The 24282-nt window shown below is 59.3% G+C and carries 22 protein-coding genes and 2 pseudogenes; 7 read left to right on the top strand and 17 right to left on the bottom strand.

The window, feature by feature from the left end:
• Positions 1-105 precede the first annotated feature (105 nt).
• Complete coding sequence (locus AUC61_RS00720; protein WP_243244077.1) at positions 106-1026, top strand: LysR family transcriptional regulator; 921 nt, start codon at positions 106-108, stop codon at positions 1024-1026.
• Between the two features lie 133 nt (positions 1027-1159).
• Here AUC61_RS00720 and madM read toward each other — a convergent pair whose 3' ends face one another.
• The 10 genes from madM to AUC61_RS00670 form a co-directional block, all read right to left on the bottom strand.
• Positions 1160-1924 (bottom strand): malonate transporter subunit MadM, encoded by a 765-nt coding sequence (gene madM, locus AUC61_RS00715; protein ID WP_243244076.1) that lies wholly within the window; start codon positions 1922-1924, stop codon positions 1160-1162.
• 5 nt (positions 1925-1929) lie between these two features.
• Complete coding sequence (madL, locus tag AUC61_RS00710) at positions 1930-2328, bottom strand: malonate transporter subunit MadL (RefSeq protein WP_243244075.1); 399 nt, start codon at positions 2326-2328, stop codon at positions 1930-1932.
• A 71-nt stretch (positions 2329-2399) separates the two neighbouring features.
• On the bottom strand, positions 2400-3335 hold the full coding sequence (gene mdcH / locus AUC61_RS00705) for a malonate decarboxylase subunit epsilon (protein ID WP_243244074.1): 936 nt from the start codon (positions 3333-3335) through the stop codon (positions 2400-2402).
• The gene (locus tag AUC61_RS00700) at positions 3332-3958 is read right to left on the bottom strand and encodes a malonate decarboxylase holo-ACP synthase (protein ID WP_243244073.1); all 627 of its coding nucleotides are present in this window, start codon (positions 3956-3958) and stop codon (positions 3332-3334) included. Before AUC61_RS00700 ends, mdcH begins: the two co-directional genes overlap by 4 nt.
• Positions 3959-4759, bottom strand: a complete 801-nt coding sequence (gene mdcE, locus AUC61_RS00695) for a biotin-independent malonate decarboxylase subunit gamma (RefSeq protein ID WP_243244072.1) — start codon at positions 4757-4759, stop codon at positions 3959-3961.
• Entirely contained in the window at positions 4756-5622 is an 867-nt protein-coding gene (locus AUC61_RS00690) for a biotin-independent malonate decarboxylase subunit beta (protein ID WP_243244071.1), read from the bottom strand. The genes mdcE and AUC61_RS00690 overlap by 4 nt, the downstream gene beginning before the upstream one ends.
• Entirely contained in the window at positions 5615-5914 is a 300-nt protein-coding gene (locus tag AUC61_RS00685; protein ID WP_243244070.1) for a malonate decarboxylase subunit delta, read from the bottom strand. Before AUC61_RS00685 ends, AUC61_RS00690 begins: the two co-directional genes overlap by 8 nt.
• A 2-nt stretch (positions 5915-5916) precedes the next feature.
• Complete coding sequence (locus AUC61_RS00680; protein ID WP_243244069.1) at positions 5917-6798, bottom strand: triphosphoribosyl-dephospho-CoA synthase; 882 nt, start codon at positions 6796-6798, stop codon at positions 5917-5919.
• Complete coding sequence (gene mdcA / locus AUC61_RS00675; RefSeq protein ID WP_243244067.1) at positions 6798-8474, bottom strand: malonate decarboxylase subunit alpha; 1677 nt, start codon at positions 8472-8474, stop codon at positions 6798-6800. The genes AUC61_RS00680 and mdcA overlap by 1 nt, the downstream gene beginning before the upstream one ends.
• A gap of 281 nt (positions 8475-8755) precedes the next feature.
• Positions 8756-8968: a DUF6124 family protein gene (locus AUC61_RS00670; protein ID WP_243244066.1), complete on the bottom strand. Its 213-nt coding sequence runs from the start codon at positions 8966-8968 to the stop codon at positions 8756-8758.
• Positions 8969-9357: 389 nt separating this feature from the next.
• On the opposite strand from AUC61_RS00670, the gene AUC61_RS00665 reads away from it, so the two are divergent.
• Entirely contained in the window at positions 9358-9594 is a 237-nt protein-coding gene (locus tag AUC61_RS00665) for a CopG family ribbon-helix-helix protein (protein ID WP_243244064.1), read from the top strand.
• 416 nt (positions 9595-10010) lie between these two features.
• Here AUC61_RS00665 and AUC61_RS00660 read toward each other — a convergent pair whose 3' ends face one another.
• The 7 genes and pseudogenes from AUC61_RS00660 to pilG form a co-directional block, all read right to left on the bottom strand.
• A complete protein-coding gene (locus AUC61_RS00660) occupies positions 10011-10493 on the bottom strand; it encodes a chemotaxis protein CheW (protein ID WP_243244062.1) in 483 nt (160 codons plus the stop codon).
• A pseudogene (locus AUC61_RS26520) lies at positions 10486-10872 on the bottom strand (response regulator); the annotation flags it as partial. The pseudogene AUC61_RS26520 and the gene AUC61_RS00660, both read right to left, overlap by 8 nt.
• Positions 10873-10940: 68 nt before the next feature.
• Positions 10941-16482, bottom strand: a pseudogene (locus AUC61_RS00655) (Hpt domain-containing protein); the annotation flags it as partial.
• Positions 16483-16785: 303 nt separating this feature from the next.
• Positions 16786-18828, bottom strand: coding sequence for a methyl-accepting chemotaxis protein (locus tag AUC61_RS00650; RefSeq protein ID WP_243244058.1), 2043 nt, complete (start codon positions 18826-18828; stop codon positions 16786-16788).
• A 73-nt stretch (positions 18829-18901) separates the two neighbouring features.
• The gene (locus AUC61_RS00645) at positions 18902-19441 is read right to left on the bottom strand and encodes a chemotaxis protein CheW (RefSeq protein ID WP_122666972.1); all 540 of its coding nucleotides are present in this window, start codon (positions 19439-19441) and stop codon (positions 18902-18904) included.
• A 13-nt stretch (positions 19442-19454) separates the two neighbouring features.
• Positions 19455-19820, bottom strand: coding sequence for a twitching motility response regulator PilH (pilH, locus tag AUC61_RS00640; RefSeq protein WP_003316741.1), 366 nt, complete (start codon positions 19818-19820; stop codon positions 19455-19457).
• Positions 19821-19869: 49 nt separating this feature from the next.
• A complete protein-coding gene (pilG, locus tag AUC61_RS00635) occupies positions 19870-20280 on the bottom strand; it encodes a twitching motility response regulator PilG (RefSeq protein ID WP_243244056.1) in 411 nt (136 codons plus the stop codon).
• A 261-nt stretch (positions 20281-20541) separates the two neighbouring features.
• Here pilG and gshB point away from each other — a divergent pair, with 261 nt between their 5' ends.
• The 5 genes from gshB to pyrR all read left to right on the top strand — a co-directional run bounded on the left by gshB (position 20542) and on the right by pyrR (position 24280).
• The gene (gshB, locus tag AUC61_RS00630; protein WP_243244054.1) at positions 20542-21495 is read left to right on the top strand and encodes a glutathione synthase; all 954 of its coding nucleotides are present in this window, start codon (positions 20542-20544) and stop codon (positions 21493-21495) included.
• 180 nt (positions 21496-21675) lie between these two features.
• The gene (locus AUC61_RS00625; protein WP_243244051.1) at positions 21676-22569 is read left to right on the top strand and encodes an energy transducer TonB; all 894 of its coding nucleotides are present in this window, start codon (positions 21676-21678) and stop codon (positions 22567-22569) included.
• Between the two features lie 76 nt (positions 22570-22645).
• Positions 22646-23215, top strand: coding sequence for a YqgE/AlgH family protein (locus tag AUC61_RS00620; protein ID WP_243244050.1), 570 nt, complete (start codon positions 22646-22648; stop codon positions 23213-23215).
• Positions 23215-23658, top strand: coding sequence for a Holliday junction resolvase RuvX (gene ruvX / locus AUC61_RS00615; protein WP_243244048.1), 444 nt, complete (start codon positions 23215-23217; stop codon positions 23656-23658). Before AUC61_RS00620 ends, ruvX begins: the two co-directional genes overlap by 1 nt.
• A gap of 100 nt (positions 23659-23758) precedes the next feature.
• Positions 23759-24280: a bifunctional pyr operon transcriptional regulator/uracil phosphoribosyltransferase PyrR gene (pyrR, locus tag AUC61_RS00610; protein WP_243244046.1), complete on the top strand. Its 522-nt coding sequence runs from the start codon at positions 23759-23761 to the stop codon at positions 24278-24280.
• Positions 24281-24282 lie beyond the last annotated feature (2 nt).

The raw sequence follows: 24282 nt of genomic DNA, 5'->3' as shown, positions 1-24282 counted from the left end.
AAGGACGTAAAGCGCAAGCAGTGCGTTAGCCAAACAGTTTTTTATTACAACCGCTGGCTGTCGAAATGTGCACAATCGGGGCACTCAAACAAGAAGCCTCACGACATGCAAATCGACGATGAGTTGACCCTCAAGAAGCTGGAAATATTCCTGGCCTTCATGCGCACCGGCAACCTGACCAAGGCGGCCGCTGACCTGAACACCAGTAACGTCAGCGTGCACCGCGCTATTCACTCGCTGGAAAGCGCATTGCGTTGCCCGCTGTTCAAGCATGAAGGGCGCAACCTGACTCCGCTTGAAAGTGCCTACGTGCTGGAGGAACGTGCTCAGAAGCTGATTCAGGACGTGCTTGCCACGGTTGAGCTGACACGTCAGGCCGCCGGGTTTTCAGCAGCACGCTTCAAGCTGGGCTCGCTGTATTCGCTGACAGTGAAGACCGTGCCGCAATTGATCATGGGGCTGAAAATTCGCCGCAGCGAACTCAATATCGACCTGATCATGGGCTCCAACATTGACCTGTTCTACAAGCTGAAGAACATGGAAGTGGACGCGATTCTGGTGTCACTGGATGAAAGCGTCAATGACCCGGACTGCGAGCATCTGCCGCTGTTTTCCGACGACATCTTTCTCGCCGCCCCCGCCGACTCGCCGTTTTCACAGCATAGCGAGGTAGACCTGAGCGACCTGCGCGAAGCGACGTTCATCACCCTGACCCAAGGTTTCGCCACGCATCGCGATGGCATACGTGTATTCCAGCAGGCAGGGTTCGAACCGAAAGTGGCGATGCAGGTGAACGACATCTTCACCTTGCTGAGCATGGTCAGCTCTGGCGTAGGGTATGCGCTGTTGCCGGGGCGTATTGCAGCGGTTTACGAGAACCGGGTGAAGCTGATCCCGCTGCAAGAGCGCTATCGCATGCAGCAGCACATCGGCATGGTGTTTCTGAAATCAAAGGAGCGCGATCCGAATCTGTTGGCGTTGATTGCCGAGGGTAGGATGTATGCCAATCGACTGACATCCGCATAGGACCCGCATGAATGCAATTTCCTGTGGGAGCAGAGCTTGCTCGCGATAAGGCTGGACGCGATCTACAGTGAACCGCGTCATCGTTCATCGCGAGCAAGCTCAGCTACCACAAGGGACAAAGTGGGAACGGTAATCAGCCAACAAGCCCGCGCATGATGAGGTACAGCAACGAAGGCCCGAGCAGGCAACCCAGCGCTGTGTAAAACGCCGCGGTCAGGCATCCGTAAGGCACCAGTTTCGGATCAGTCGCTGCCAACCCACCTGCAACGCCACTGGAAGTCCCCATCAAACCTCCGAAAATAACCGCGCTACGCGGATTGTTCAGGCCGATTAGAGGCGCCACAAACGGCGTCATGACCATCACCAGAATTGCCTTGATCAAGCCTGCAGCAATCGACAGCGCCATGACTTCCGAGCTTGCGCCGATGGCAGCACCAGTGACCGGTCCAACGATATAGGTCACCGCGCCAGCGCCGATGGTCGTCAGGCTGACCGCGTCGGTGTAACCGAAGGCCATCGCCACGCCGACACCCGCTATGAACGACGTCCCGACCCCGACGAATAGCGAAAACACCCCGACATATCCGGCACGCTTCAACTCCTCGACACTGACTCCGAAAGCGGTGGCAACGATGGCGAAATCTCGCAGCATCGCCCCGCCCAGCAAGCCAATGCCCGCCAACAGCGGAATATCGACAATGCCCTTGCTACCGCCGGTGAAGGCACCACCGACATAGGACAGCACCAGCCCCAGCAAAATGGCGATTGCCGAGCCGTGCAGGCGTCCTTTTGTGAAGGTATTGGAAATCCAGTAAGCAACCCACATGGTGATGCCGACAATGGCAAAACCGCTGACCAGACCGTAACCGGTGATGGTTTTTATCATCGCGTCGTACATGGCATTCACCCTGCAGTTTTGGTCGGAGTGACGGCCTGATTTTCCGGATCTTTATTGCCCATGCGGGTCAAGACCGGTACCAGTGCGAACGCGATCACCACTGCGAGGGTGCCGGCGATAATTGCCATTGGCCCGCCCTTGAGCGCGCCGTAGACGTTTTGCTGCGCGGCCATGGCGACCACGATAGGAATGTAAACCGCGCTCCAGAATTCGACGCCCTTGGCAGAAGTAGTGTCGAAAAGCCCACGTTTACTGAGATAGCTGCCCAGCCCGATCAGCAGCAGCATGGCAATGCCCACCCCGCCGACGTTGGCTGGCACGCCTATCAACTTGCCTAGCAGCTCACCGATAAACACACCGGTCAGAGTACAAAACGCCAGAAACGCTACACCGTAGATAATCATTATTGTTATTCCTCAGTTTGCCTTACGAAGTTGTTGTTTTTGTTCTTCGAAACGGTCCACTTGCGTGCGCTCTATAGGTGGCGGCTGCCCTCCTCACGCGACAGCGCGACCAGACTGTCCAGGCGAGCGCCTTGAAACGCGACTGCCGTTCCTTGTTCAAATACCTTGCGCGCCAGCCCGGTCAACACCGTGCCCGGCGGGAATTCAATCTGCAGACGTGCGCCGCGCTCGTAAGCGGTTTGCACCGTACTGCGCCAGTCGATGATGCGGCACATGTTGAAGGCCAGATCGTCACGCAGCTTGTCCGCAGTCAACATTGGTCGTGCCGTGCTACCGCTCAGATAGCGAACCACAGGAGCTTTGACCGTCACGTTGGCGAAAGCCTCAGCCAAGGCCTGCGCAGGTTGCTCAAGCAGCGCGCAATGAGACGGCACGCTTACCGCCAGACGCTTGACCGTAGCTGCTCCACTGGCTTTCGCCAAATGCGCAACGTCAGCCATCGCTTCGATACTTCCGGCGATGACAAACTGGTTATCAGCGTTGATGTTGGCCAGATACACCGGACTTTCAGGACCGTGAACATCAGCCACCAGCGCCTCAACTGCGGGCTGATCCAGGCCGATAATCGCCGTCATGCCATAGCCTTGGGGATAGGCGTTCTGCATCAGTTCACCGCGCAACGCCACCAGCCGCACGGCGTCAGCAAATGCCAACGAACCGGCAATGACTGCGGCCGGATAGGCACCGATGGACAGTCCCGCAACGGTGTCCGGCGCACAGCCTTGGTTGTGTAAAAGACGCGCACTGGCGACCCCGGCAATTAATAAACACAGCTGAACGGCGCGAGTGGATTGCAGCGCTTGCTCAGAATCCAGCAGCAATACGTCTTCGTCCAACGCGTCGCTGGCTTCGCTCAGGCAATCACGTATCAACAGCTCATCCGGCAACTGATGCAACATGCCCGGCTGCTGCGCGCCCTGGCCGGGGAACACCCAAAAGCTGCTCATGCGCAGGCCTCGCTCGGCTGCCAGGGTTGAGTGACCAACCAGGCACCGAGTTCGCTCTTGAGCAACACCTGACGCGAAGTCCCCGCCCACTCGCGTAATGCCAGCGCGCCAAAGGGTGTCTGCAATTGCACATCGATGCGGCACACGGAACGGTCCAGAACCTTCACCAACTCAGCGGCCCAGTCACGGCTGACAAAGCGAGGAGTGCGCACAATCAAATCCAGATCACTGTTCTGATGCAGTGCCGCCACGCCGCAGGCCAATTCAAAACCAGCGCTGCCGCTCACACCCCAAGGCAGCGCCAGCAAATCCATCAACGGGCCAATCTGATCCAGTGCTTGCAGCGCAGGCCAATCGTGCGCTCCTTGAACATGCGTCAACTGCTCAGGACGAACACAACGCTCAATAGCATCTCGTGGCATCAGTGCTGCAAACCGTTGTTCACGACGCGGACCACGAATACCCACCGCGACAAGCGCTCGCGGCGCCAATGAACGACGCACCACCACCGGATGCTCAAGGCGTACGGCCTCAAGCACCCAGCCCGGCGCATCGGCAGGCAAGGCAGACACAGGCATCCCCCACAAAAGATCATGGGGCAGCACTGCCAGATCAGCGTTCATTTACCACTGCGCCCGCAGCAGCTCGCGCACTTTCGACGAGGCTTGGCGATTGCTCGCGCCAAGTCGGCTGCTCAGGTCATTCCCAGAGGCCTTCACGTCTTTGATCGCACTGTTCAGCACATGCTGAACGTGGCTGATATCTGCGCCGGAGGGCTGTTCGATCTGGCTGACCGACAAGGTTTCCCAGAGCAAGCCAAGGCTGGCGTAGTTTTCGATGTCGTACGCCATGGGCGGGATGCTGGAAGCGAGTTTTTCCAGTTCGTCGACGCTGCGCAAGGTCACCCGCGCTGCTGACTCTTTGCCCATGGCATGCACCATGACGCCTGGATCACGCAGGGCAATCAATCGATTGGCCTGATAGCCGTGAGCCAGGAATGCACCAGACATGGCCTTGCCGACGAGCAACGCAATCACGGGGTGACCTGCCAGCCGCGCACGAGCATAACTGTCTACCGCACCGGCCAGGGCTTGATGAATTCCCAGCGCTTCTTCGCGCCGCCCATAGGCCTGACTCGGCACATCGACGATAGCGATTAGTGCTCGCTTATGTTCATTGTCGCGATCCAGTTCGATGGCAGAATCCACGGCCTTGGCCAGGCCCCAACCTTCCAATAAGCCGACCTCGCCACTGCGCGCACGGGGGAAACGGTTGTCAGCATCGGCGACCACCGCCAGAAAACGCACCGGCTGATCGCCCAATATTCCATCGGCAGCCTTGATTGAATGAGGCAAACCCACCACTTCGGCCGCGTTGGCGCTGAGCGCTTTGAACCAGTTCAAACCTCGTTGGGAAGCGCTCATGGCTTGGCTCCTTTAGATTGCGGCTCTGTATAGAGATCGCGCACGGTTTGCGGATCGATTTGCGAAGCGGTGTCGAGACGCGCCAGACGATGCAGAAAGGTTTCGTACTGGCTGCTGCGCTCCTGAGCCGGAACACCGAGGCTGATCCAGCCAGTCACTTGCTCACGAATCGCCTGCACGTCGTCAGCGGCAAAACCGTCCACCAGATGGCTGGCGTAACGCTGCTCGCCACCGGTCAGGCTCCAGATGAAAGGCCGATCACGGGAGTCATATTCTTCGATGCCCGCTTCTTGCTCGATCACTTGCGGGCCGTTCAATCCGAGTCGCGCCTCTTGGGTTACCAGCAGATAACTGCACAAGCCCGCTGCGATGGACATGCCGCCAAAGCATCCGACGCTGCCCGCCACCACGCCGATCACCGGCTGGTACTGACGCAGGTCGACAATTGCGGCATGAATCTCGGCAATCGCCGCCAGCCCAAGGTTGGCTTCCTGCAAGCGCACACCGCCGGTTTCCAACAGCAGAATCGCAGCAGTGGGAATGCCGTTGCGGTTGTCTTCAGCGGCCAGTTCCAGTGCACCAGCCATTTTTGCGCCGCCCACTTCGCCCATGCTGCCGCCCTGAAACGCACCTTCGATGGCGGCGATAACCACGGGTAAACCACCGACCGTACCTTTGGCGACAATAACCCCATCGTCCGCCTGAGCGACGATGCCTTGCTTGATCAGCCAAGGCGACATGACGCGGTCAAACGGGTCGATCAACTCACGAAAACTGCCTTCGTCGAGCAGCGCTTTTGCCCGTTGCCGAGCACCTAATTCGACGAAGCTGTGTTGCTGGAGCAAACGGGCGGTATCAGTCATGGCCGATCTCCTCGAAGCCTTGCTCCAGACGCAAACGGACTACGCCTGGTGTAGCGCCGAAGTCGTGAATATCGATGGCCAGTGCAGGTGGCATCTGGCCGTCGAACATGCGCTCGAACAAATGCTGCCAGCGGGCAGACGCACCGTTCACCGAAGTGACCACGTTGATCGACAATTTGCCGGGCACACCGGGTTCAAGCAGTACTTCCAGATCGCCGGAACCGACACACCCTACCAGCGCACGGCCTAGTGGCGGCTGCCCGGCAGGGAATTCAAAAGACAGGGTTTCCATGGTCAGACACTCCTCGATTCAAAGCCGAGCACAGGCTCAAGGCTATCGATGAACAGGCATGCGGCGAGCAAGTCGGCAGCGCCACCGGGGGATGCATTGAGCTGCAACAACTGCTGATCCAGCGCATGCAAACAACGGCGACCGGCGAGGCTCGCGCTGCCGCCCGCATCCAGCACCCGTTGTGCGCCGTGCTGCATGGCGTGCAAACCTTCAAGGCCAGAGCGATACAGCACGCAGGTGTCCGCCAGGGTAGTCATGATCGCCAGCAAGGCATCGAGTCGTGCGTTCTGCTCGCCACTGGCGTTGGCGCGACTGCGGCGCAGTTGCGGCAGGCCTTTTTGCATCACGGCCGGGAAGCCCAACTGCGCCTGTTCTTTCGCACCCATGGCGCCATAACGCTGGGCCACTTGTGCGCCGTGGCTAAGTTGCGCGACCACGTTGCGGTCTTCGATCAAAGCCAGCTTTGCGGCACGCAAGGTCAACTGCGCTGCGCTGCAGTTATTCGGTTCAAGCGCGGCAGCGGTGACCAACAGGCCCAAGGCCCAGATCGCGCCACGGTGGGTGTTCACACCGTTGGTGGTGCGCAGCATCGCCGCTTCCCCTTCACGACCAATGCGGCCCAAAGCCTCGCGCAGCGGTTGGCCGATTTCTGCGAACTGTTCGGCGGCTTCGGCCATGTCTTTGAACATCGGCCACAGCGACAACGCCGAAGCGTGCATCAGGCCCAGATGCAGATCGCTGTGCGCGCCACTGCCGCGCCGATCCACCAGTGCAGGTTTAGGTGACAGGTCCGCTTCATCGATCAGCGCTTCAACGGCGAGGTCGGCCAGTTGTTCGGCAAACAGCAGGCTGTCGGATTTGGTTTTGTGTGCGAGTGCGCTCATTACCAACTCCTGAATTTGGCAGGTGGGTTGTACAAGCCGCCTGACCACTGAACCAGATCACCAATGCTTTTGGCGGCAAGCAATTCGCGGCTGGCGTCGGTGCGGCGGATCCCCAGGTCTTCCGGCAGCGCAATCAAGCCTTCACGGCGCATGCGCGCGGTGTCTTTGGGGTTATGGCGCATGCCAATCACGGTCACGCCTGCCACCGCAGCAATCATCGCCTGACGCTCTTCCAGGCTGCGCGCCTTGTAGAGATAGGCGATGCCTTCTTCGGTGAGCAAATGGGTGACGTCATCGCCGTAGATCATGATCGGTGCGAGGGGCATGCCGCTTTTCTTCGCCACTTCGACCGCATCAAGTGTTTCCACGAAAGTCGGTTTGCCACCCTCCTGGAACGTCTCGACCATCTGCACGACGAGCTTTTTACCGCGCTCCAGATAAGCATCCGGGCCGTCGCCGCTCTGTTGACGCATGTCCAGCCAGGCGGGGGTTGGATGGCGACGCCCGTGAGGGTCATGGCCCATGTTTGGCGCACCGCCAAAACCGGCAAGGCGACCACGGGTGACGGTTGATGAGTGACCATCGCCATCGACCTGTAACGTCGCGCCGATGAACAGATCCACCGCGTATTGCCCGGCCAGTTGGCAGACCATCCGGTTGGAGCGCAGCGAGCCGTCGCGCCCTGTGAAGAACACATCCGGCCGGGCCGCAATGTAGTTTTCCATGCCCAGTTCGGTGCCAAAGCAATGCACGCTCTCGACCCAGCCGCTTTCGATAGCGGGGATCAACGTCGGGTGCGGATTGAGCGTCCAGTTGCGGCAGATCTTGCCCTTCAGGCCGAGGGATTCGCCGTAGGTCGGCAGGATCAATTCGATGGCGGCGGTGTTGAAACCGATGCCGTGGTTAAGCGACTGCACGTTATGTTTTTCGTAGATGCCGCGAATCGCCATCATCGCCATCAACACGTGCACCGGTTTGATATGGCGTGGGTCGCGGGTGAACAGCGGCTCGATGTAAAACGGCTTGTCGGCGACCACAACGAAGTCGACCCACGATGCCGGAATATCAACGCGAGGCAGGTCACTGACGTCGTCCACCAACTGGTTAACCTGGACGATCACGATGCCGTCGCTGAAGGCCGCAGGTTCGATCAATGCGGGGGTGTCTTCGGTGCTTGGCCCGGTGTAGATATTGCCCGCCCGGTCGGCCATGAAACCGGCGGAAAGCACAACATTGGGAATCAGATCGACGACAAGCCGCGAGTACAGCTCGATGTAGGTATGAATCGCGCCGATTTCCAGCAGACCGTCTTCCAGCAGTTGGCTGATGCGCAGGCTTTGCGTGCCGGCAAAAGAGAAATCGAGCTTGCGGGCGATGCCGCGTTCGAACAGATCCAGATGCTCCGAGCGTCCGACACTGGGCATGATCATGTGCAGGTCGTGCAGCTTGGCCGGGTCGACTTTGGCCAGGGCACGGGAAAGAAAGTCCGCCTGCTTCTGGTTGTTGCCCTCAAGCACCACGCGATCACCGGGCACCATCAAGGCTTCCAGCGCTGCGACGATGTTGTCGGTCGGCAACACCACACCATCGGCAAGATGCCGCACCTGCTCGAGCCGCCGCTGTTTTTCACTGCGACGACGCGACCAGCGCGCGTCGGGGGTCGTTATTGTTGTCATGTCCACTCCACGATTTCGCTGTCGTGGGCCACCTTAGGAGCTAAGGGTGCGGGGTATCAATCAAGCAGAGCGTGGGATCGTTACGGTTGGAGTAATGATGCAGTTGATGGCGGCTAATGCTCGCCCAAAACCTGTAGTGCGAAGCTACTTCCTTCTGTGGGAGCCGGGCTTGGTCTGGGCGGCATTCCGACGATTTAGGCGCTGCGGTTCATCAGGCCAACCGTGTCATCGTTCATCGCGAGCAAGCTCAGCTCCCACAGAAGAAAGTAGCTTCGCAGTAATTATCGAAGCGACCGCTCAACCATCGCTTTGGCCATTTCAACCAGATGCACAACGGAAAACGCCAGGTCGCGTTTTGAACCGGTAAGGCTGTCGCCGCATTCGTAAGCAGTGGCCATGGCGCAGCGCAGTAACTCTGAGGCGTGAGTCAGGGATTGCTCCTGGGTCAGGGCGTGATTGGCGAGGAAGGGTATGTGGGGTGATGTTTCGGGCATTTGATTTAATTCCTGTATGAATTTAGGAGCCACCCATTCGCTACCAAACGATGGGTGGCAGCCGTACGCAAGTTGGTAGAACCGGTTACAGGAACCCGGCGCGTCCGAAGACACCATGCGCACGGCCACCATAAACACAGGCCGTAAAAAAGCGCCTCGCAGAAGGTGGCGCCTTGCGCCTGTAACTCTAGGTCTACCAAACCTGATCGCTGATTTTGCAGCGACGGCAGGAGGTTAGAGACCCCAATCACAGGACGCAATAGGCCAGGATTTTCTCGGAAATGTCACTCAAGGGAAAGGGCGATGTCTGGCTGTAGAGCGGGGAAGTTGTGGCTCAATATCTCGGCGGGTAACAAACACCTAACTCATCACCCCATAGGGAGCCCGCTATGGCATCGGTCACATTGCTTATCACTGTCGAAGACGAATTGCTTACCCGACTTGACGCACTGGTTCTGGCTACGGGCCACGATCGCCAACACCATATTCAGCGTGCACTGGAACAATATCTGGCAAAGGCCATGGATGAGTTGCAAGCGATAGACGAGGGTATTGCAGACGCCGAAGCCGGACGCCTCACCGATCTCGAAACCGTCCGGGCTCAATGGCGTGCAAGCGAGATGTGAACGCGAACCCTGTAGGAGCGCACGAGCAACGCGAGGCCGCGATGGCGGTGTATCAGGCAAGACGCTATCGCTGCCTCGCGTTGCTCGTGAGCTCCTAGAGATGCGGTAACTACTATTCGACAACACCCCCTCAATCCAAAGCCAACCGATACCGCGTACTGCGCCCTCCCTCCGGTAGCCAGAATGCTGCCAGATCCAGTTCAAGGGTAAGTTCATGGTGACGGCCGTTTTGCACATGAGCCGAATAGCCGATTTAATCGGCTCACGTATCTAACTGGGTACGCATTTTTCGGTAGGAGCGAACTTGTTCGCGAACGGCTGCGCAGCAGTCGTGCATCTGGCGACTCGGTTCCAGCAAATGTACTGAGGCGCGACCGTTGCTGCCGCTTCGCGCCAGATCGCGAACAAGTTCACTCCTACAGGTGGCTCGTTTCTGACGACTCGGCCAACCCCGCATCCACCAACCACTGCTCCAACCCCACCAGATCAGGGATTTTCGCGACAGTCTCGCCGACTTGCACAGCCGCCAGCTCAAGCGCATCGAGGGGGACGTCGACATAGCTGAGCTGGTTATCAACCTTGCAGGAGCGCGGAATACCCTGCGTCAGTAGCGCGATGAATTTCAATTCATCACGATCACCCAATGCGTTGAGCACGACAATACGTGCCCGGCCACCCACAAGGGTTCGGCCGCCGCATGCGGCTTCGAAGCTGAGCAGCGGCAAGGTGCGCTGGCGCCAGTTGATGGACCCCAGGTACCAGTCCGGCGCGTCGCTGGGCGCGCTGCAATCCTGGTAGTCGATCAGCTCAGCCACGGCGACGTTGGGCACCAGCAGGTTGCGATCGCTCAGAGGCAGGATCAACCCGGTCAGTTGTGTAGCACTGGCGGCGTTAGGCATTGACCTGACTCCAGTAGGCGATACTTTCGAGCAGCGCTGATTCCTGATACGGCTTACTCAGGTATTCGTTGACGCCCAGCCCCATGGCACGGTCGCGGTGCTTCTGCCCGGAACGGGAGGTGATCATGATGATTGGCAACTCCTTGAGCTGCTCATCGGCGCGAACATGACTGAGGACTTCGAAGCCGTCCATACGCGGCATTTCAATGTCCAGCAACATGACATCCGGCACACGATCCTTGAGCAACGCCATGGCGTCGACGCCATCTTTGGCCGTTAGCACGTTCATGCCGTGACGCTCCAACAGACGACTGGTGACCTTTCGCACGGTGACCGAATCGTCCACCACCAAGACCAGCAGCGGTCGGCCCTGTTCGATGTCACGCCATGCAGGGACACTGCGCCCCGCCGCCTGTTCTGCCTGCAAGCGGCTGTGCAAGCGGCGGATGTGGGCCAGCAGATCCAGAATCAACACCACTCGGCCGTCGCCCAGAATGGTCGCGCCGGAAACACCCTGCACACGGGCGAACTGCGGACCGAGGCTCTTGACGACGATTTCCCGCGAGCCTGCCAACGCATCCACCTGCACCGCTACCCATTGATCCTGAACATGCACCAGCAACACGGGTAGCGGTTGGGTCTGACCTATCAGTGAAGGCGGCAGGCTGTTGTTGAGCAGCTCGCCCAGGTAACGCAGCTCATAAACCCGCTCGCCGTATTGGTATCGCGGTGGCGTCGACTGGTAGCAGCTTTCCAGCTCGGCGGGCATCACTCGCACAATGCCCTCAACGGTATTGAGCGGCACAGCGTACTGCTCTTCGCCACACTGCACCATCAAGGCACGATTGACCGAAACAGAAAACGGCAGACGAATCCGGAACAGCGCGCCCTGCCCTGGCACAGACTCGATGAGCATGCTGCCGCCCAGTTGTTTGACCTCGGCATGCACCACGTCCATACCAACGCCACGCCCGGAAATCTGCGTGACGGTTTCTGCCGTGGAAAATCCTGGCTCAAGAATGAACTGCAACGTTTCGTGGTCACCCGGCTGCGCATGGGCCGGAATCATGCCGCGCTTGATCGCCTTTTTCCGCACCGCATCCAGATCAACACCGGCACCGTCGTCGCTCATCTCGAAGACGATATCGCCGCCTTCGTGTTTCAGATCCAGGATGATCGTGCCGTACTCGGGCTTGCCTTGGGCAAGACGCTCTTCGGTGCTTTCAAGGCCATGATCGATGGCATTGCGCAGCATGTGCTCCAACGGGGCGACCATGCGCTCAAGCACGCTGCGATCCATTTCACCTTCGGTATTGCCGACCTCAAACCGGACCTTCTTGTGCAACTCGGCGGACACCTGACGCACGATGCGCTTGAGGCGCGGCACCATACGTTCGAACGGCACCATGCGCGTGCGCATCAGGCCTTCCTGAAGCTCGGTATTGACCCGCGCCTGTTGCAGCAACAGGGTTTGCGCATCGCTGGCCCGGGCGTCCAGCGTTTCCTTGAGGTCCATCAAGTCGGACGCCGACTCGAACAGAGCACGGGACAGTTGCTGCAGTTGGGAATGGCGATCCATTTCCAGCGGGTCAAAATCCTCATAACCCAAGCGTTCGGCCTGTACCTGTTCGCGGCTGAGGATACTGCCCTGGGTCTCCATGTCGAGGCGTCGCAGTTGGTCGCGCATACGCTCAATGGTCGTGGCCATTTCCGCGAGAGTGCCTTCGGCGTCGATCACCTGCTGTTCGATGCGACCACGGAAGATAGACGTTTCACCCGCCAGATTGACCAGCGTTTCCAGCTCTTGCGCGGGGACTTTGACCATCTCTCCGGCAGACCGCTCGCCCTCTGCATCGGAGGCAGGGCCTGGCTCGGGAGGCAACGCCAGCGGCTCAGGTACTGGCGGGGCCTGCATTGGCTGTTCTGAGTGATCAGCAGCGGCGTGCTTGCGGATGCTTTCGATCAGCAGCGCAGCACCCTGCAGTGGCTTGTCGGAACGCACGGCATCAAGCATGTCGGCCAGCAGATCATGACCACTTTGCAGCAGGCTGATGGTGATCGGGTCAGGCCTTAACGTTCCCGCCGAAAGCCCTTCATAGAGTGTTTCCAGCTCATGGGCCAGATCGCCAACAGGCGCGATTTCCGCCATGCGAGCGCCACCTTTGAGGGTGTGCAGGTCACGCAGCAGGTTTTCCACTTCCAGCAAGTTTTCGGGGTCGGCCTGCCATCTCGTCAGCGCCGCGCCAGAGCTTTCAAGCAGGTCGAAGCCTTCTTCAAGAAAGATTTCCAGTAGTTCGGTATCGCGCTCAGGCGGCGCATTGACTCCGGCCTCGGGCTGCGCAGGCCTGGCGTTGAGATCGGCTGTTGATGCGCGGGTGGTGCCCAGACGCAAATCCCGAATAGCCTCGATCAAACCCACCGGGTCGCTCAACACCTGATGCTTTTGCAGTTGCTCGAGCATCAACGCCAACTGGTCATGGCTTTGGATCAGCAGCTCGGCGAGCGCCGGGGAATAGTTGTAGCGACGATCAATCAGGCCTTCGTACACACTTTCCAGCTCATGCCCAAGATCCCCGATAGCACCGATTTCGGCCATGCGCGCGCCACCTTTGAGGGTGTGCAGGTCGCGCTGCAAAGCTGACAGCGGCATCGGATTTTCCGGGTCATCCAGCCAGCGCTGCAGGGCTTGCCCGGCGCTGTCGAGAATATCCACCGCCTCTTCGAGGAATATCTCGACGATCTCGTCGTCCAGAGTCAGCGGGTCGTCGTAAATCGGCGCATGACCGGCCAACTGTTCGGTGGCTGCGTTCAGCTCGGTGATGCTCAGTGTCTGGCTGCCGTCGCTTTTGATCAGGCCGGTCGCCGATGGGTCCAGCGCCTGGTCAAGCAGGTCACGCAAGGCCTGGATACGGGCCGGGCAGGCTTCGACGTCTTGTCCGGCGGCCAACTGATCAAGCATGCAGATCAGCGCTTCATGAGCCTGTTCGGCCTCGTCGAAAAACCGTTCGCTGACCGCCAGACTGCTTTCTTCCACTGCGCCATAAAGGTCGAGCAAGGCTTCGCAGAGCTCGTCCACTTGCGGGAGATCAGCGAGGTGCGCGCCGTGCCCGAGCGTGGTCAGTTCTTCCAGCAGCGCCGAGAGCTCCTGCCGCTCGCCGGGGTGCTCACGCCAACGCTGCAAGAGGTTCTCCGCGTCCAGCAGAATGTCCATGCCTTCAGCGAGGAAGCTTTCAATCAGTTGCGGATTACGCTTGATCCGCAAGCCGTTGTTCGACGCATTTACCGCCGCAGCCAAGCGCTCTTCCAGCAAGGCCTGCGCCGCTTCGATCAACTGAGCCGCACCGGGAATAGGCCCCAGCGGCGTGCTCGACAGCTGCGCCAGGCCTTGAAGAAACAGCGGCTCGGCGCTGCGCAGCAACTCAAGCTCGGCGTGCCCAAGGGCAATCATGTGCGCCCTGTACTCACGCACGAGTTGATCGAGCGGGCTGGTCAGCTCGGCGATCGGCAACACGCCCGCCATGGAGGCGCTGCCTTTGAGGGTATGCAGCGCACGCAGTAAGTCGTCGCTGATGGCTGGCTCGAGGTCGTCGGCGCTGCCATCGAGAAAACGCTTGAGGCTGTCCAGATGACTCAAGGCTTCCTGACGGAAAATCTCCAGTAATTGCGGGTCGAGCTCGTCGTGTTCGTCGTCATCGGGAGCCGTGTCGAAGGTCAGCAGGCCTTGGCCTTTTGCCAAGGCATGAGCACGGGCGGCCAGACGGTCGACATCATCACGCTGACGCTGCGCACCCAGGGCGAAGTCCTTGATGACTTCCGGCAACAACGCCAGCACTTCGTTGAGCAACTGCTGAACGTGCACGTCAGGTTTGACGCTGTTTTCCAGCACCCGATTGAGCAGGTTTTCCACCGCCCATGCGAGTTCGCCCAGGATCAACGCCCGCACCATCCGCCCGCTGCCTTTGAGGGTATGGAAAGCGCGGCGTACTTCAGTCAGCGCGGTGGTGTTACTGCGCGCATCGTTGAGCGAGCCAATCCACTGCGGCAAGTATTCACGCAGGGCTGCGAGGACTTCATCGGTCTCTTCAAGAAACACTTCCAGCAATTCGTCATCCACGGCCTCTTCATCGACCGGTGGCGGCAACAGGCTGGCGGGTGTGTGAAGAGCAGGCGGGTTGACTGCGCTCACCGGGCTGGCCAGCACATCGGCAATGGTCTGTGTCGGGCTGACCAATGCGTTGCGGGCTTCCAGCTCCAGAATCTCGTCCTGGCTGATAACCTCGTCCAGCACCGGCACGTCCAGCGTATCCGAAGCCGGGGTGTAGCCCAGTCTCGCCAGGCTTTCCTGTGCCATGTCCAGCACCTGCTCACCCGGTGCTTCATGGTCTTCGCCCATGCGTTCCAGGTAGTACTCGATGCCGGTAATGGTGTCAGCCAGACTGTCGAGTTGGGTCCAGGCCGGGCGGGTTTCATCGACCAGCAGGTGTTCAAGAATGTAATCGTTGCAGGCCGCCAGCAAACTCGCGGCACGGGCCAGCGGGATCATTGCCAGCGCGCCGCGCACCTGCACCAGCAGCGCCGATAACGGCTCAAGACGCTGACGATCCCACTCGCCGTCGATGTAATCGATGATCACGTCTTTGGCTTGCTGCAACACAACACGTGCTTCACGGATCACCAACTGATGAATCTGCGTGAGGTCCGTGGTCGGCAGGCGGCTGTCTTCGCGATTAGCGGCTTGCTCTACTGGCCCGACCATACCGGCCAGTGTCGCTTCCACGTAAAGCAGCGCACCGGCCACGTCCATCAAGGCTGCGTCGCTGGGTTCACGCTGGCCCTGAGCCAAACCCTGCACCACGGCTAACTGATCAATGATGACTTTGCGCGGTTGGCCGAAGCCCAGCACCGCCAGCGTGTCGGCAATCTGCCGTAGCGGCGGTAACAGGCTGTTGAGCTCGCTGACCGACTTGCGATCACCGCGCACGAATACATCCAGCCGTTCCTTGACTCGTACCAGTTCTTCGCACAATGCGCTGATCACCGAGCGCATCGCATCGCGGTCGGGGCCCAGGCTCGTCCGCTGCTGACTCGGTGGCGTGGTGTCGGGCAGTGCTTCGTCCAGACCGTACTGATCCTTCAGATCAACCATTCGCTGCGCCTGACTGTCCGACTTGGCGATGTAGAACAGCAGGCTTTTGAGCAACTCATCCGGGGCAGGCTGGTTGATGCCCGCGATGCCCTGCTCCAGCAGCCGTTTGAGTTCTTTGTCAGCGTCCTTGAACAGGCTGCGCAGTGCCGGGCTGTTGGTGAAGTTGCCATTGAGCATGGTTTCGACCAGCGCCGAGGCTATCTGCCAAAGCGGACCCAGTGGCGCGTTATCGCAGAGCTGTTCGAGGCGCGCGAAGACTTTGCCCATGTAGCCAAGTTGAATCTGCACGTCCTGCTCACGCAACAGGCCGACCAATGCGGTTTGCAGGGTCTGGCGCAATTTACGCAGCAGCGCGGGCAACTCGGGGCTGTCGCGCTGCTCAAGGGTTTGCGCGTCTAGCGGTGCCACGCTGACCAATTGCGGGGCGAACAGACTGGTTTCCGAGAGCAGGCTTTCACCACGGGCGCTGCGCAAGTCGTTAAGCAGCGGCAGCACCACCAACGGCAAGTCGCGTCTGGCTGAATGAATGCGGTCCAGGTAGGCAGGCAGCTGCGTCATGGCCTGAGTCAGCAATTGCTCGGCCTCGGCCCGCTCCGCAACGCGGTCCTGCTGCAATGCCAGCGCCAGTTGCTCGACTTCTTCGGCCAGCAGCGCTGCACCGTAGAACTCGATCATTTGCAGGCTGCCATGCACCTGGTGCACGCAATCCAGACACTCGTCCATCGCAGCCGTCTGGCCGGGATCGACAATGAATGTTTCGAGGGCGTGGCGGGCCTGCTTGAGGGTTTCGGCGATTTCGCCCTTCACCCATTCCAGCGCCACATAGTCGTGCCGATCAGCCATGACGACTCCAATACCCAACAACATGTGTTGGAGCGAGGCTTGCCCGCGAATCAGGCAATGCGGCCAGACAAGCGCTCCGAGTTATCTTTCTTCGCGGGCAAGCCTCGCTCCAACGGAATCCATATATACCGTGCGCCAACGTCTCTGAACCACGCGCACCCTGTAGGAGTGAGCTTGCTCGCGATTGCGTCAGCACAGGCGATATATTCATCGAACAGGAGACCGAATCGCGAGCAAGCTCACTCCTACAGGTCATGTATTTCCAGGTTCCATGACCTTGCTGAGCTGTACGTTTTTTGAACATCACCCGCGGTCCTTCGACGATGGCAAGGTGAAGCCCGAAACCGAACGACGCATCGCGCTGGCCATCTTCGCCAGGTTGCCCATGCTACGTGCCGTGGCTGCGGTGCCCGAGGTGGTCTGCGAGGTGGTTTGCTGAATAACGGTCATGGTCTGGGATATCTGCAGACCCAGTTCAGCCTGTTGCTGAGCGGCGTTGGTAATGCTCTGAATCAGCGCCGCGAGGATTTTTGAAACGCCTTCGATCTCCTCCAGCGCCACCCCGGCGTCCTGTGCCAGGCGTGCGCCACGCACCACTTCGGTGGTGGTCTGCTCCATGGAGATGACCGCTTCGTTGGTGTCGTTCTGAATGGCTCGGACCAAGGTTTCAATCTGCTTGGTAGCAGAGGAAGAACGCTCGGCCAGCCGCTGCACCTCGTCGGCTACCACCGCAAAGCCGCGTCCGGCATCCCCGGCCATGGACGCCTGAATTGCTGCGTTCAATGCCAGAATGTTGGTTTGATCGGCAATATCGTCGATCAGGCTGACGATGTCGCCGATCTCCTGAGAGGACTCACCAAGGCGCTTGATCCGTTTGGACGTGTCCTGAATCTGCTCGCGAATGTTGTCCATGCCGTTGATGGTGTTGTGCACCACCTCGTTACCCTTATTGGCAATTGCCACCGACCGCTCGGCCACCGACCAGGACTCGTGGGCGTTGGCCGATACCAGATCGATGGAGCCCGTCATGCGGTTGATCGCGTTGGACGCCGCAGCAATCTGCAATGCCTGATGCTCTGATGCAGCAGCCAGTTGCGTTGCAGTGCCCTGAGTGTCCTTGACCGCACCGAACACCTGTTCGGCGGTGAGGTTGATGGTCGCTACCAGCTCGCGTAACTGGTCGATGGAGTAGTTGATCGAGTCGGCGATTGCCCCGGTGAAATCTTCCGTCACAGAGGCGGCCACCGTGAGGTCACCGTCCGCGAGGTTTTCGATCTCATCAAGCAGACGCATGATCGCGTTCTGGTTGCGTTCACTCTTCTCGGCCGTTTCGCGAAGCTGGCGGTTGGTTTCACGGACCATGACCAGACCAATGAGAATGATTGACATCAGGGCCAGCAGCCCCAGCACGTAACCACCAATGGTATTGGACGACCGCGCACTGGCCAGATGCTCAAGCCGGTTGGCGAGCACCGATGTTTCGTCGAGCAGCGTTTGCGAGCTATTGAAGATATTGCCTGCAGATTCGCGGACCTCGAACAACTCAGGCGAGGTTTCAAGGATTTCATCTACGGAGCCGGAAACGAACTGGAACAACTCGGCAATCTCGGCCAGACGCGCCCGGGCGTCCGGGTCATCGACCTGGGCAATGCGCAGGGTCACGTTGCCGTCGAGCATCCCGCTGAGCACCCGTCCAAATTGACTGGCGTCACGGCCAAAGGCGTCGGCAGCCTGCACAGCGGTGTCATCACCCGCCAGCACCTTGTTGACCGAACCGAGAATCCGCTCCGCCAGTAACGACTGGCGCTGTGCGACGGCCACCTGACTGGCAGGGGCGCGGTTTTGCAGCAGAATATCGACGACTTTTTCGTACTCGACCTGTAATTGCGGAATGGTTTCGGCCAGCGTCGCCGCCACCTGATGCAGCGACAGCACGGTCTGCTCGTTGGCCAGAATGACGTCGGTACTTTTGCGCAGGGCCTCCCAGTCGGTCTGCACCGTCTGCAACTCGTCACGCACGCCCTGAGGCGCTGGCGGCAGGCCGGTGGCTTTATCACCCTTGCGCAGGAAACCCCAGCGCATATCAAAGTCATTACGCGCATCGGCGAGCAACTTGAATGCCTGGGGTTTGCCAGCAGCGGCTTCGGTGGCGTTCTTGGCGATACGCTGGGAGAGCACGCGCAATTCACCAGCGTGCCCGATGTATTGCTTGTCGTAGGTCGATTGCGTATTGAGGTAAGCGAAATTGACGAACAGCAATACGATGAAAATGATCAGCGCAACGAACAGCACGACGATTTGCGAGCGGCTGCGCAAGCCTTCCAATGATCTGCCTGTCTTACTCATGTCCCACCTGGACCGAATGCGATATTCATCGCGCAAGCAAAAAAGGCCAGCATCGCTGACCTGCCCAATAGTCTTACAGTGCTACGTCCATAAAGCCCGGTGACTGCGCCAGCGCCCATGGGCTGAACACCAGCCAGGCCTGCTCGCGCAGAAACTGTCCGCGAATGAACGGTGTGATGGCGTCTTCCATCTCGGCCCCTTGCCGTGGCATCAGGCTGATCTGACTGAAATGCTGCAGGCCAAGAACCTCATCGACCAGCAAACCGGCAAAGACGTCATGATGTTCGACAACCAGCACCCGTCGTTCTTTGCGCAGGGGTGACAGCTCATGACCGAAAAAGCTGCACAGGTCCATGATGGGCAACAGCTTGCCGCGCAGATTCGCCACACCGCGAACCCAGGGTTTCACGCCCGGCAACGCGGCATAACGCGGCTCATGAAGAATTTCGCTGACTTCGCCCATCGGCGCGACGTAGCAGCGGCCGCCCATACGAAAACCGATACCGCTCCAGTCCTGCTGGCGGGTTTCCTGAAACGGTAGACCCGCCGCCAGTGTTCGACAGCGTTGGTCGATGTCGAACAACAGCTGGAAGGCGGTTTGAGACTCAGCCATGACGAACCGGCGGTCAGCCGGCGAGTACCGCGTTCAGGGTTTTCATCAGGGTCTCTTCGTCCACCGGCTTGGTCAGGTAATCCCGGGCGCCCTGACGCTTGCCCCAGACCTTGTCGGTTTCCTGATCCTTGGTGGTGATCATGATCACCGGGATCATGCTGGTGTCGGCATCCTTGGTCAGTTGGCGGGTAGCCTGAAAACCGTTGAGACCAGGCATGACGATGTCCATCAACACGGCATCGGGTTTTTCCTGACGCGCCAGCGCAACACCGTCGGCGCCATTTTCGGCCTTGAGGACTTCATGACCGTGCTTTTCCAGCATGCCGGTCAATTTGTACATTTCGGTCGGCGAGTCATCGACGATCAGAATTCGAGCCATGGTGTTCCCCATAAGGATGAATGCCCGCAGCCCTTGAGGGCGGCAGACGTCACGATACTTGTTGTTCCACTGCAACGAATCCCGGCACATGCGCCTTGATCGCGCTGAGCAGTTCTTCCTTGCTAAACGGTTTGGTCAAAAACTGATCGGAACCTACGATTCGCCCTTTGGCCTTGTCGAACAGGCCATCCTTGGACGAGAGCATGATCACCGGCGTTGACTTGAACGCCCGGTTGTTCTTGATCAGCGCGCAGGTCTGATAGCCGTCCAGGCGCGGCATCATGATGTCGACAAAGATGATGCGCGGATGATTGTCGGCGATTTTAGCCAGCGCATCGAACCCGTCGACAGCCGTGATGACTTCACAACCGACATTCCTGAGCAGCGTTTCGGCGGTGCGACGAATCGTCTTCGAATCATCGATGACCATGACTTTCAGTGCTGATGAATGCTGTTCCATGTCTGCTCTTCCATCGCCGCGGCGTGATTATGCGTGTTCTGCCCGGCACGGGAAGCCTGATAGTACTGCCAGCTCCTGATTTTCAGGGGCTGAAGGGCCAAATGCCAAATTCAGGCGCGAAGCCTTTTTAGCACACTCTCCAGACTCAATCCATAAAGCCGGGCGCCGCATGCTTGCCTCTTGACCCGGAGCAAGCGGAGCGCCACCCTGACGCCTATTTCAAGGCCGACGCGGCCGTTATCGATCAGAGGATATTTGCCCATGAGCGTTCGCCTAGGGATTGTCATGGACCCGATTGAGCGCATCTCCTATAAAAAGGACAGCTCACTGGCCATGCTGCTTGCAGCTCAGGAACGCGGCTGGTCGCTGTTCTATATGGAGCAGCAGGACCTGTATCAGAATGCTGGCCAGGCACGCGCCCGCATGAAACCGCTGAAAGTCTTCGCCGACCCGGCCAAATGGTTCGAGCTGGGTACCGAAGTGGACAGCGGTCTGGACGATCTGGACGTGATCCTGATGCGCAAGGATCCGCCGTTCGACATGGAATTTGTCTACGCCACGTACTTGCTGGAACAAGCCGAGCGCGCGGGTGTACTGATCGTCAACAAGCCGCAGAGCCTGCGTGACTGCAACGAAAAACTGTTTGCCACCCAATTCCCGCACCTGACGCCGCCGACCCTGGTCAGCCGTCGTGCCGACATCCTGCGTGAGTTCGCCGCCGAGCATGGCGATGTGATCCTCAAGCCGCTGGACGGCATGGGCGGTGCTTCGATCTTCCGCCATCGTGTGGGCGATCCAAACCTTTCGGTGATTCTGGAAACACTGACTGCACATGGCACTCAGCAGATCATGGCGCAGGGTTACCTGCCCGCCATCAAAGACGGCGACAAGCGCATCCTGATGGTTGACGGAGAACCTGTGCCGTATTGCCTGGCACGTATTCCGGCGGCCGGTGAAACCCGTGGCAACCTGGCGGCCGGTGGCCGTGGCGAAGCGCGGCCACTGACTGATAAAGACCGTTATATCGCCGAACAGATTGGCCCGACCTTGCGCGAAAAAGGCCTGATCTTCGTCGGTCTGGATGTGATCGGTGAGCATCTGACTGAAATCAACGTCACCAGCCCGACCTGCATCCGTGAAATCGACAATGCGTTTGGTACTAACATCGGCGGCATGTTGATGGATGTGATTGAGAAGAAGCTGCAGGCCAGATAAATCTTTGGGAGCGCAATTTCTGTAGGAGTGAGCTTGCTCGCGATTCGATTTAACAGGCGATCAGGTCATTGACTGATATGACGCTATCGCGAGCAAGCTCACTCCTACAGGGTTCGCGCCCGGTCTTGAGTTATGATGCGCGGCCTGAAGAATTCCGCCCCAAGAGACGCTAACCCGCTGATGACTGCTGTCGATCTCCCATACGAACTTTCCCAAGCAGGCGTGCGCCCGGCTGATCGTCTGGGCTTTACCCTGTTGATTGCGGCGCTGATTCACGTGGCGATCATCCTTGGCGTGGGTTTTACCTACGTCAAACCGGAGCAGATCAGCCAGACGCTGGAAATCACCCTCGCCACCTTCAAAAGCGAAACCAGGCCCAAGCAGGCGGACTTTCTGGCGCAAGAAAATCAGGAAGGCAGCGGCACCCTGGACAAGGCAGAAATCCCCAAGACCACCGAGCTTGCGCCCTTTCAGGACACCAAGATCAACAAAGTGACCCCACCGCCTGCGGCCAAGCCTGTGCAAAAGCAGGAATCGACGAAAACCGTGGTCGCCACCAAGGCCAAGACACCTGAAAAGACCGTGGCCAAACGTGAAGAGGTCAAACCTGACCCAACCCCCAAAGCCGCGCCAGAATTTGACAGCTCGCAACTCAGCAGCGAAATCGCCAGCCTTGAAGCCGAACTGTCCAACGAACAACAGCTTTACGCCAAGCGGCCCAAGATCCACCGCCTCAACGCGGCGTCGACGATGCGCGACAAGGGCGCCTGGTATAAAGACGACTGGCGCAAGAAAGTCGAGCGCGTCGGCAACCTGAACTACCCGGAAGAGGCACGCCGCAAGCAGATTTACGGCAATTTACGCCTGATGGTTTCGATCAATCGTGACGGCTCACTGTACGAAGTACTGGTGCTGGAGTCTTCCGGCCAACCGTTGCTGGATCAGGCTGCGCAGCGAATCGTACGGCTAGCGGCGCCATTTGCGCCGTTCACCGGCGATCTGGCTGACATCGACCGGCTCGAAATCATCCGTACCTGGAAATTTGCCCGAGGCGACAAGCTTTCCAGTAACTGACGGCTCTTTCACAAACCTGCGAGCCTGTCAGAACTGCCAGTTGTCAGGCCCGCCGCGCAGCGCCACACTAGGGCTCATGAAAAACGTATCTGCGAGTTATCTCAAGCATCAATTCCTGATCGCCATGCCACACATGGTGGACCCGAACTTTGCGCAGACGCTGACTTATATCGTCGAGCACAATGCCAATGGAGCCATGGGGCTGGTCATCAATCGACCGCAAAGCCTCACCCTGGCAGATGTTCTTGAGCAATTGCGCCCCGAACTGCCCCCTCCCACGCACTGCCAGGATATCCAGATTCATACTGGCGGCCCCGTGCAAACCGACCGCGGCTTCGTTCTGCACCCTAGAGGGCAGATTTTCCAGGCAACCGTCGAACTCGGGGATTTGGCGCTTTCAACCTCGCAGGACGTGCTGTTTTCCATCGCTGACGGCTATGGCCCTGATCAAAATGTGATCACCCTCGGTTACGCCGGTTGGGATGCAGGCCAGCTTGAAGCCGAACTGGCCGCCAATGCCTGGCTGAACTGCCCGTTCGACCCGGCCATCCTCTTCGACGTCGACAGTGACCAGCGGCTCAATGCGGCGGCCGCGCGCCTTGGCGTCAATCTGAGCTTGCTCACCAGCCAGGCAGGCCACGCCTGATGGCCGCACTGCGTTTACTCCTGGGTTTCGATTACGGCACTAAACAGATCGGTGTTGCGGTGGGCCAGGTCATCACCGGTCAGGCCCGCGAGCTGTGCACCCTCAAGGCTCAGCAAGGCGTGCCGGACTGGAACCAGATCGAAGCGCTGATCCGCGAGTGGAAACCTGACGCCATCGTCGTCGGCCTGCCCCTGAACATGGACGGCACGCCGAGCGAGATGAGCGTCAAGGCAGAGAAATTTTCGCGTCGGATCAACGGCCGCTTCAACCTGCCGGTCTACACCCACGACGAACGCCTGACCACCTTCGAGGCCAAGGGCGAACGCATGAGCCGAGGCGGGCAACGCGGCAGCAGCTATAAAGACAACCCGGTTGATGCCATCGCCGCCATGCTGTTATTGCAAGGCTGGCTTGATGCCAACTCCGAACTGTTCAATGCCTGACGCATTGAGCCTGTACAAACGCCAAGCAGTAACACCTTGAATTCTCGTTTCCGCCTGAGCCTGGCCTCGACCCGGCTCGAGTACTTTCAGGAGCAACGTCATGACCCTGCCCAACCCCGCCGAACTGATTCGTCAGATGGCCACTGATCTGAACGCGCACCTCAACAAGCGCGGCGTCAGCGATCCTCGCTTCATCGGCATTCGCACCGGCGGCGTCTGGGTCGCGCAGGAACTGCTCAGGACGCTCGGTCGCGATGACCCGCTGGGCACACTGGACGTCTCGTTCTACCGGGATGACTTCAGCCAGAACGGCCTGCACCCGCAAGTGCGCCCTTCTGACCTGCCATTCGAAATCGAAGGCCAGCACCTGGTGCTGATCGATGACGTATTGATGAGTGGCCGCACTATTCGCGCGGCCCTCAACGAGCTGTTCGACTATGGCCGCCCAGCCAGCGTGACTTTGGTGTGCCTGCTAGACCTGGACGCGGGCGAGTTGCCGATCAGCCCGGACGTGGTCGGCGCAACCCTGTCGCTGGCCGCCAACGAGCGCGTCAAGCTGAGCGGCCCAGCGCCGCTGGCCCTCGAAATCCAAGACCTGTCCACCGCCTCCGCCGCCCTTTAACC

It is taken from the genome of Pseudomonas maioricensis, assembly GCF_022790535.1.
Lineage (GTDB): Bacteria > Pseudomonadota > Gammaproteobacteria > Pseudomonadales > Pseudomonadaceae > Aquipseudomonas > Aquipseudomonas maioricensis.
This window is presented reverse-complemented; position numbering and strand designations above follow the sequence as displayed.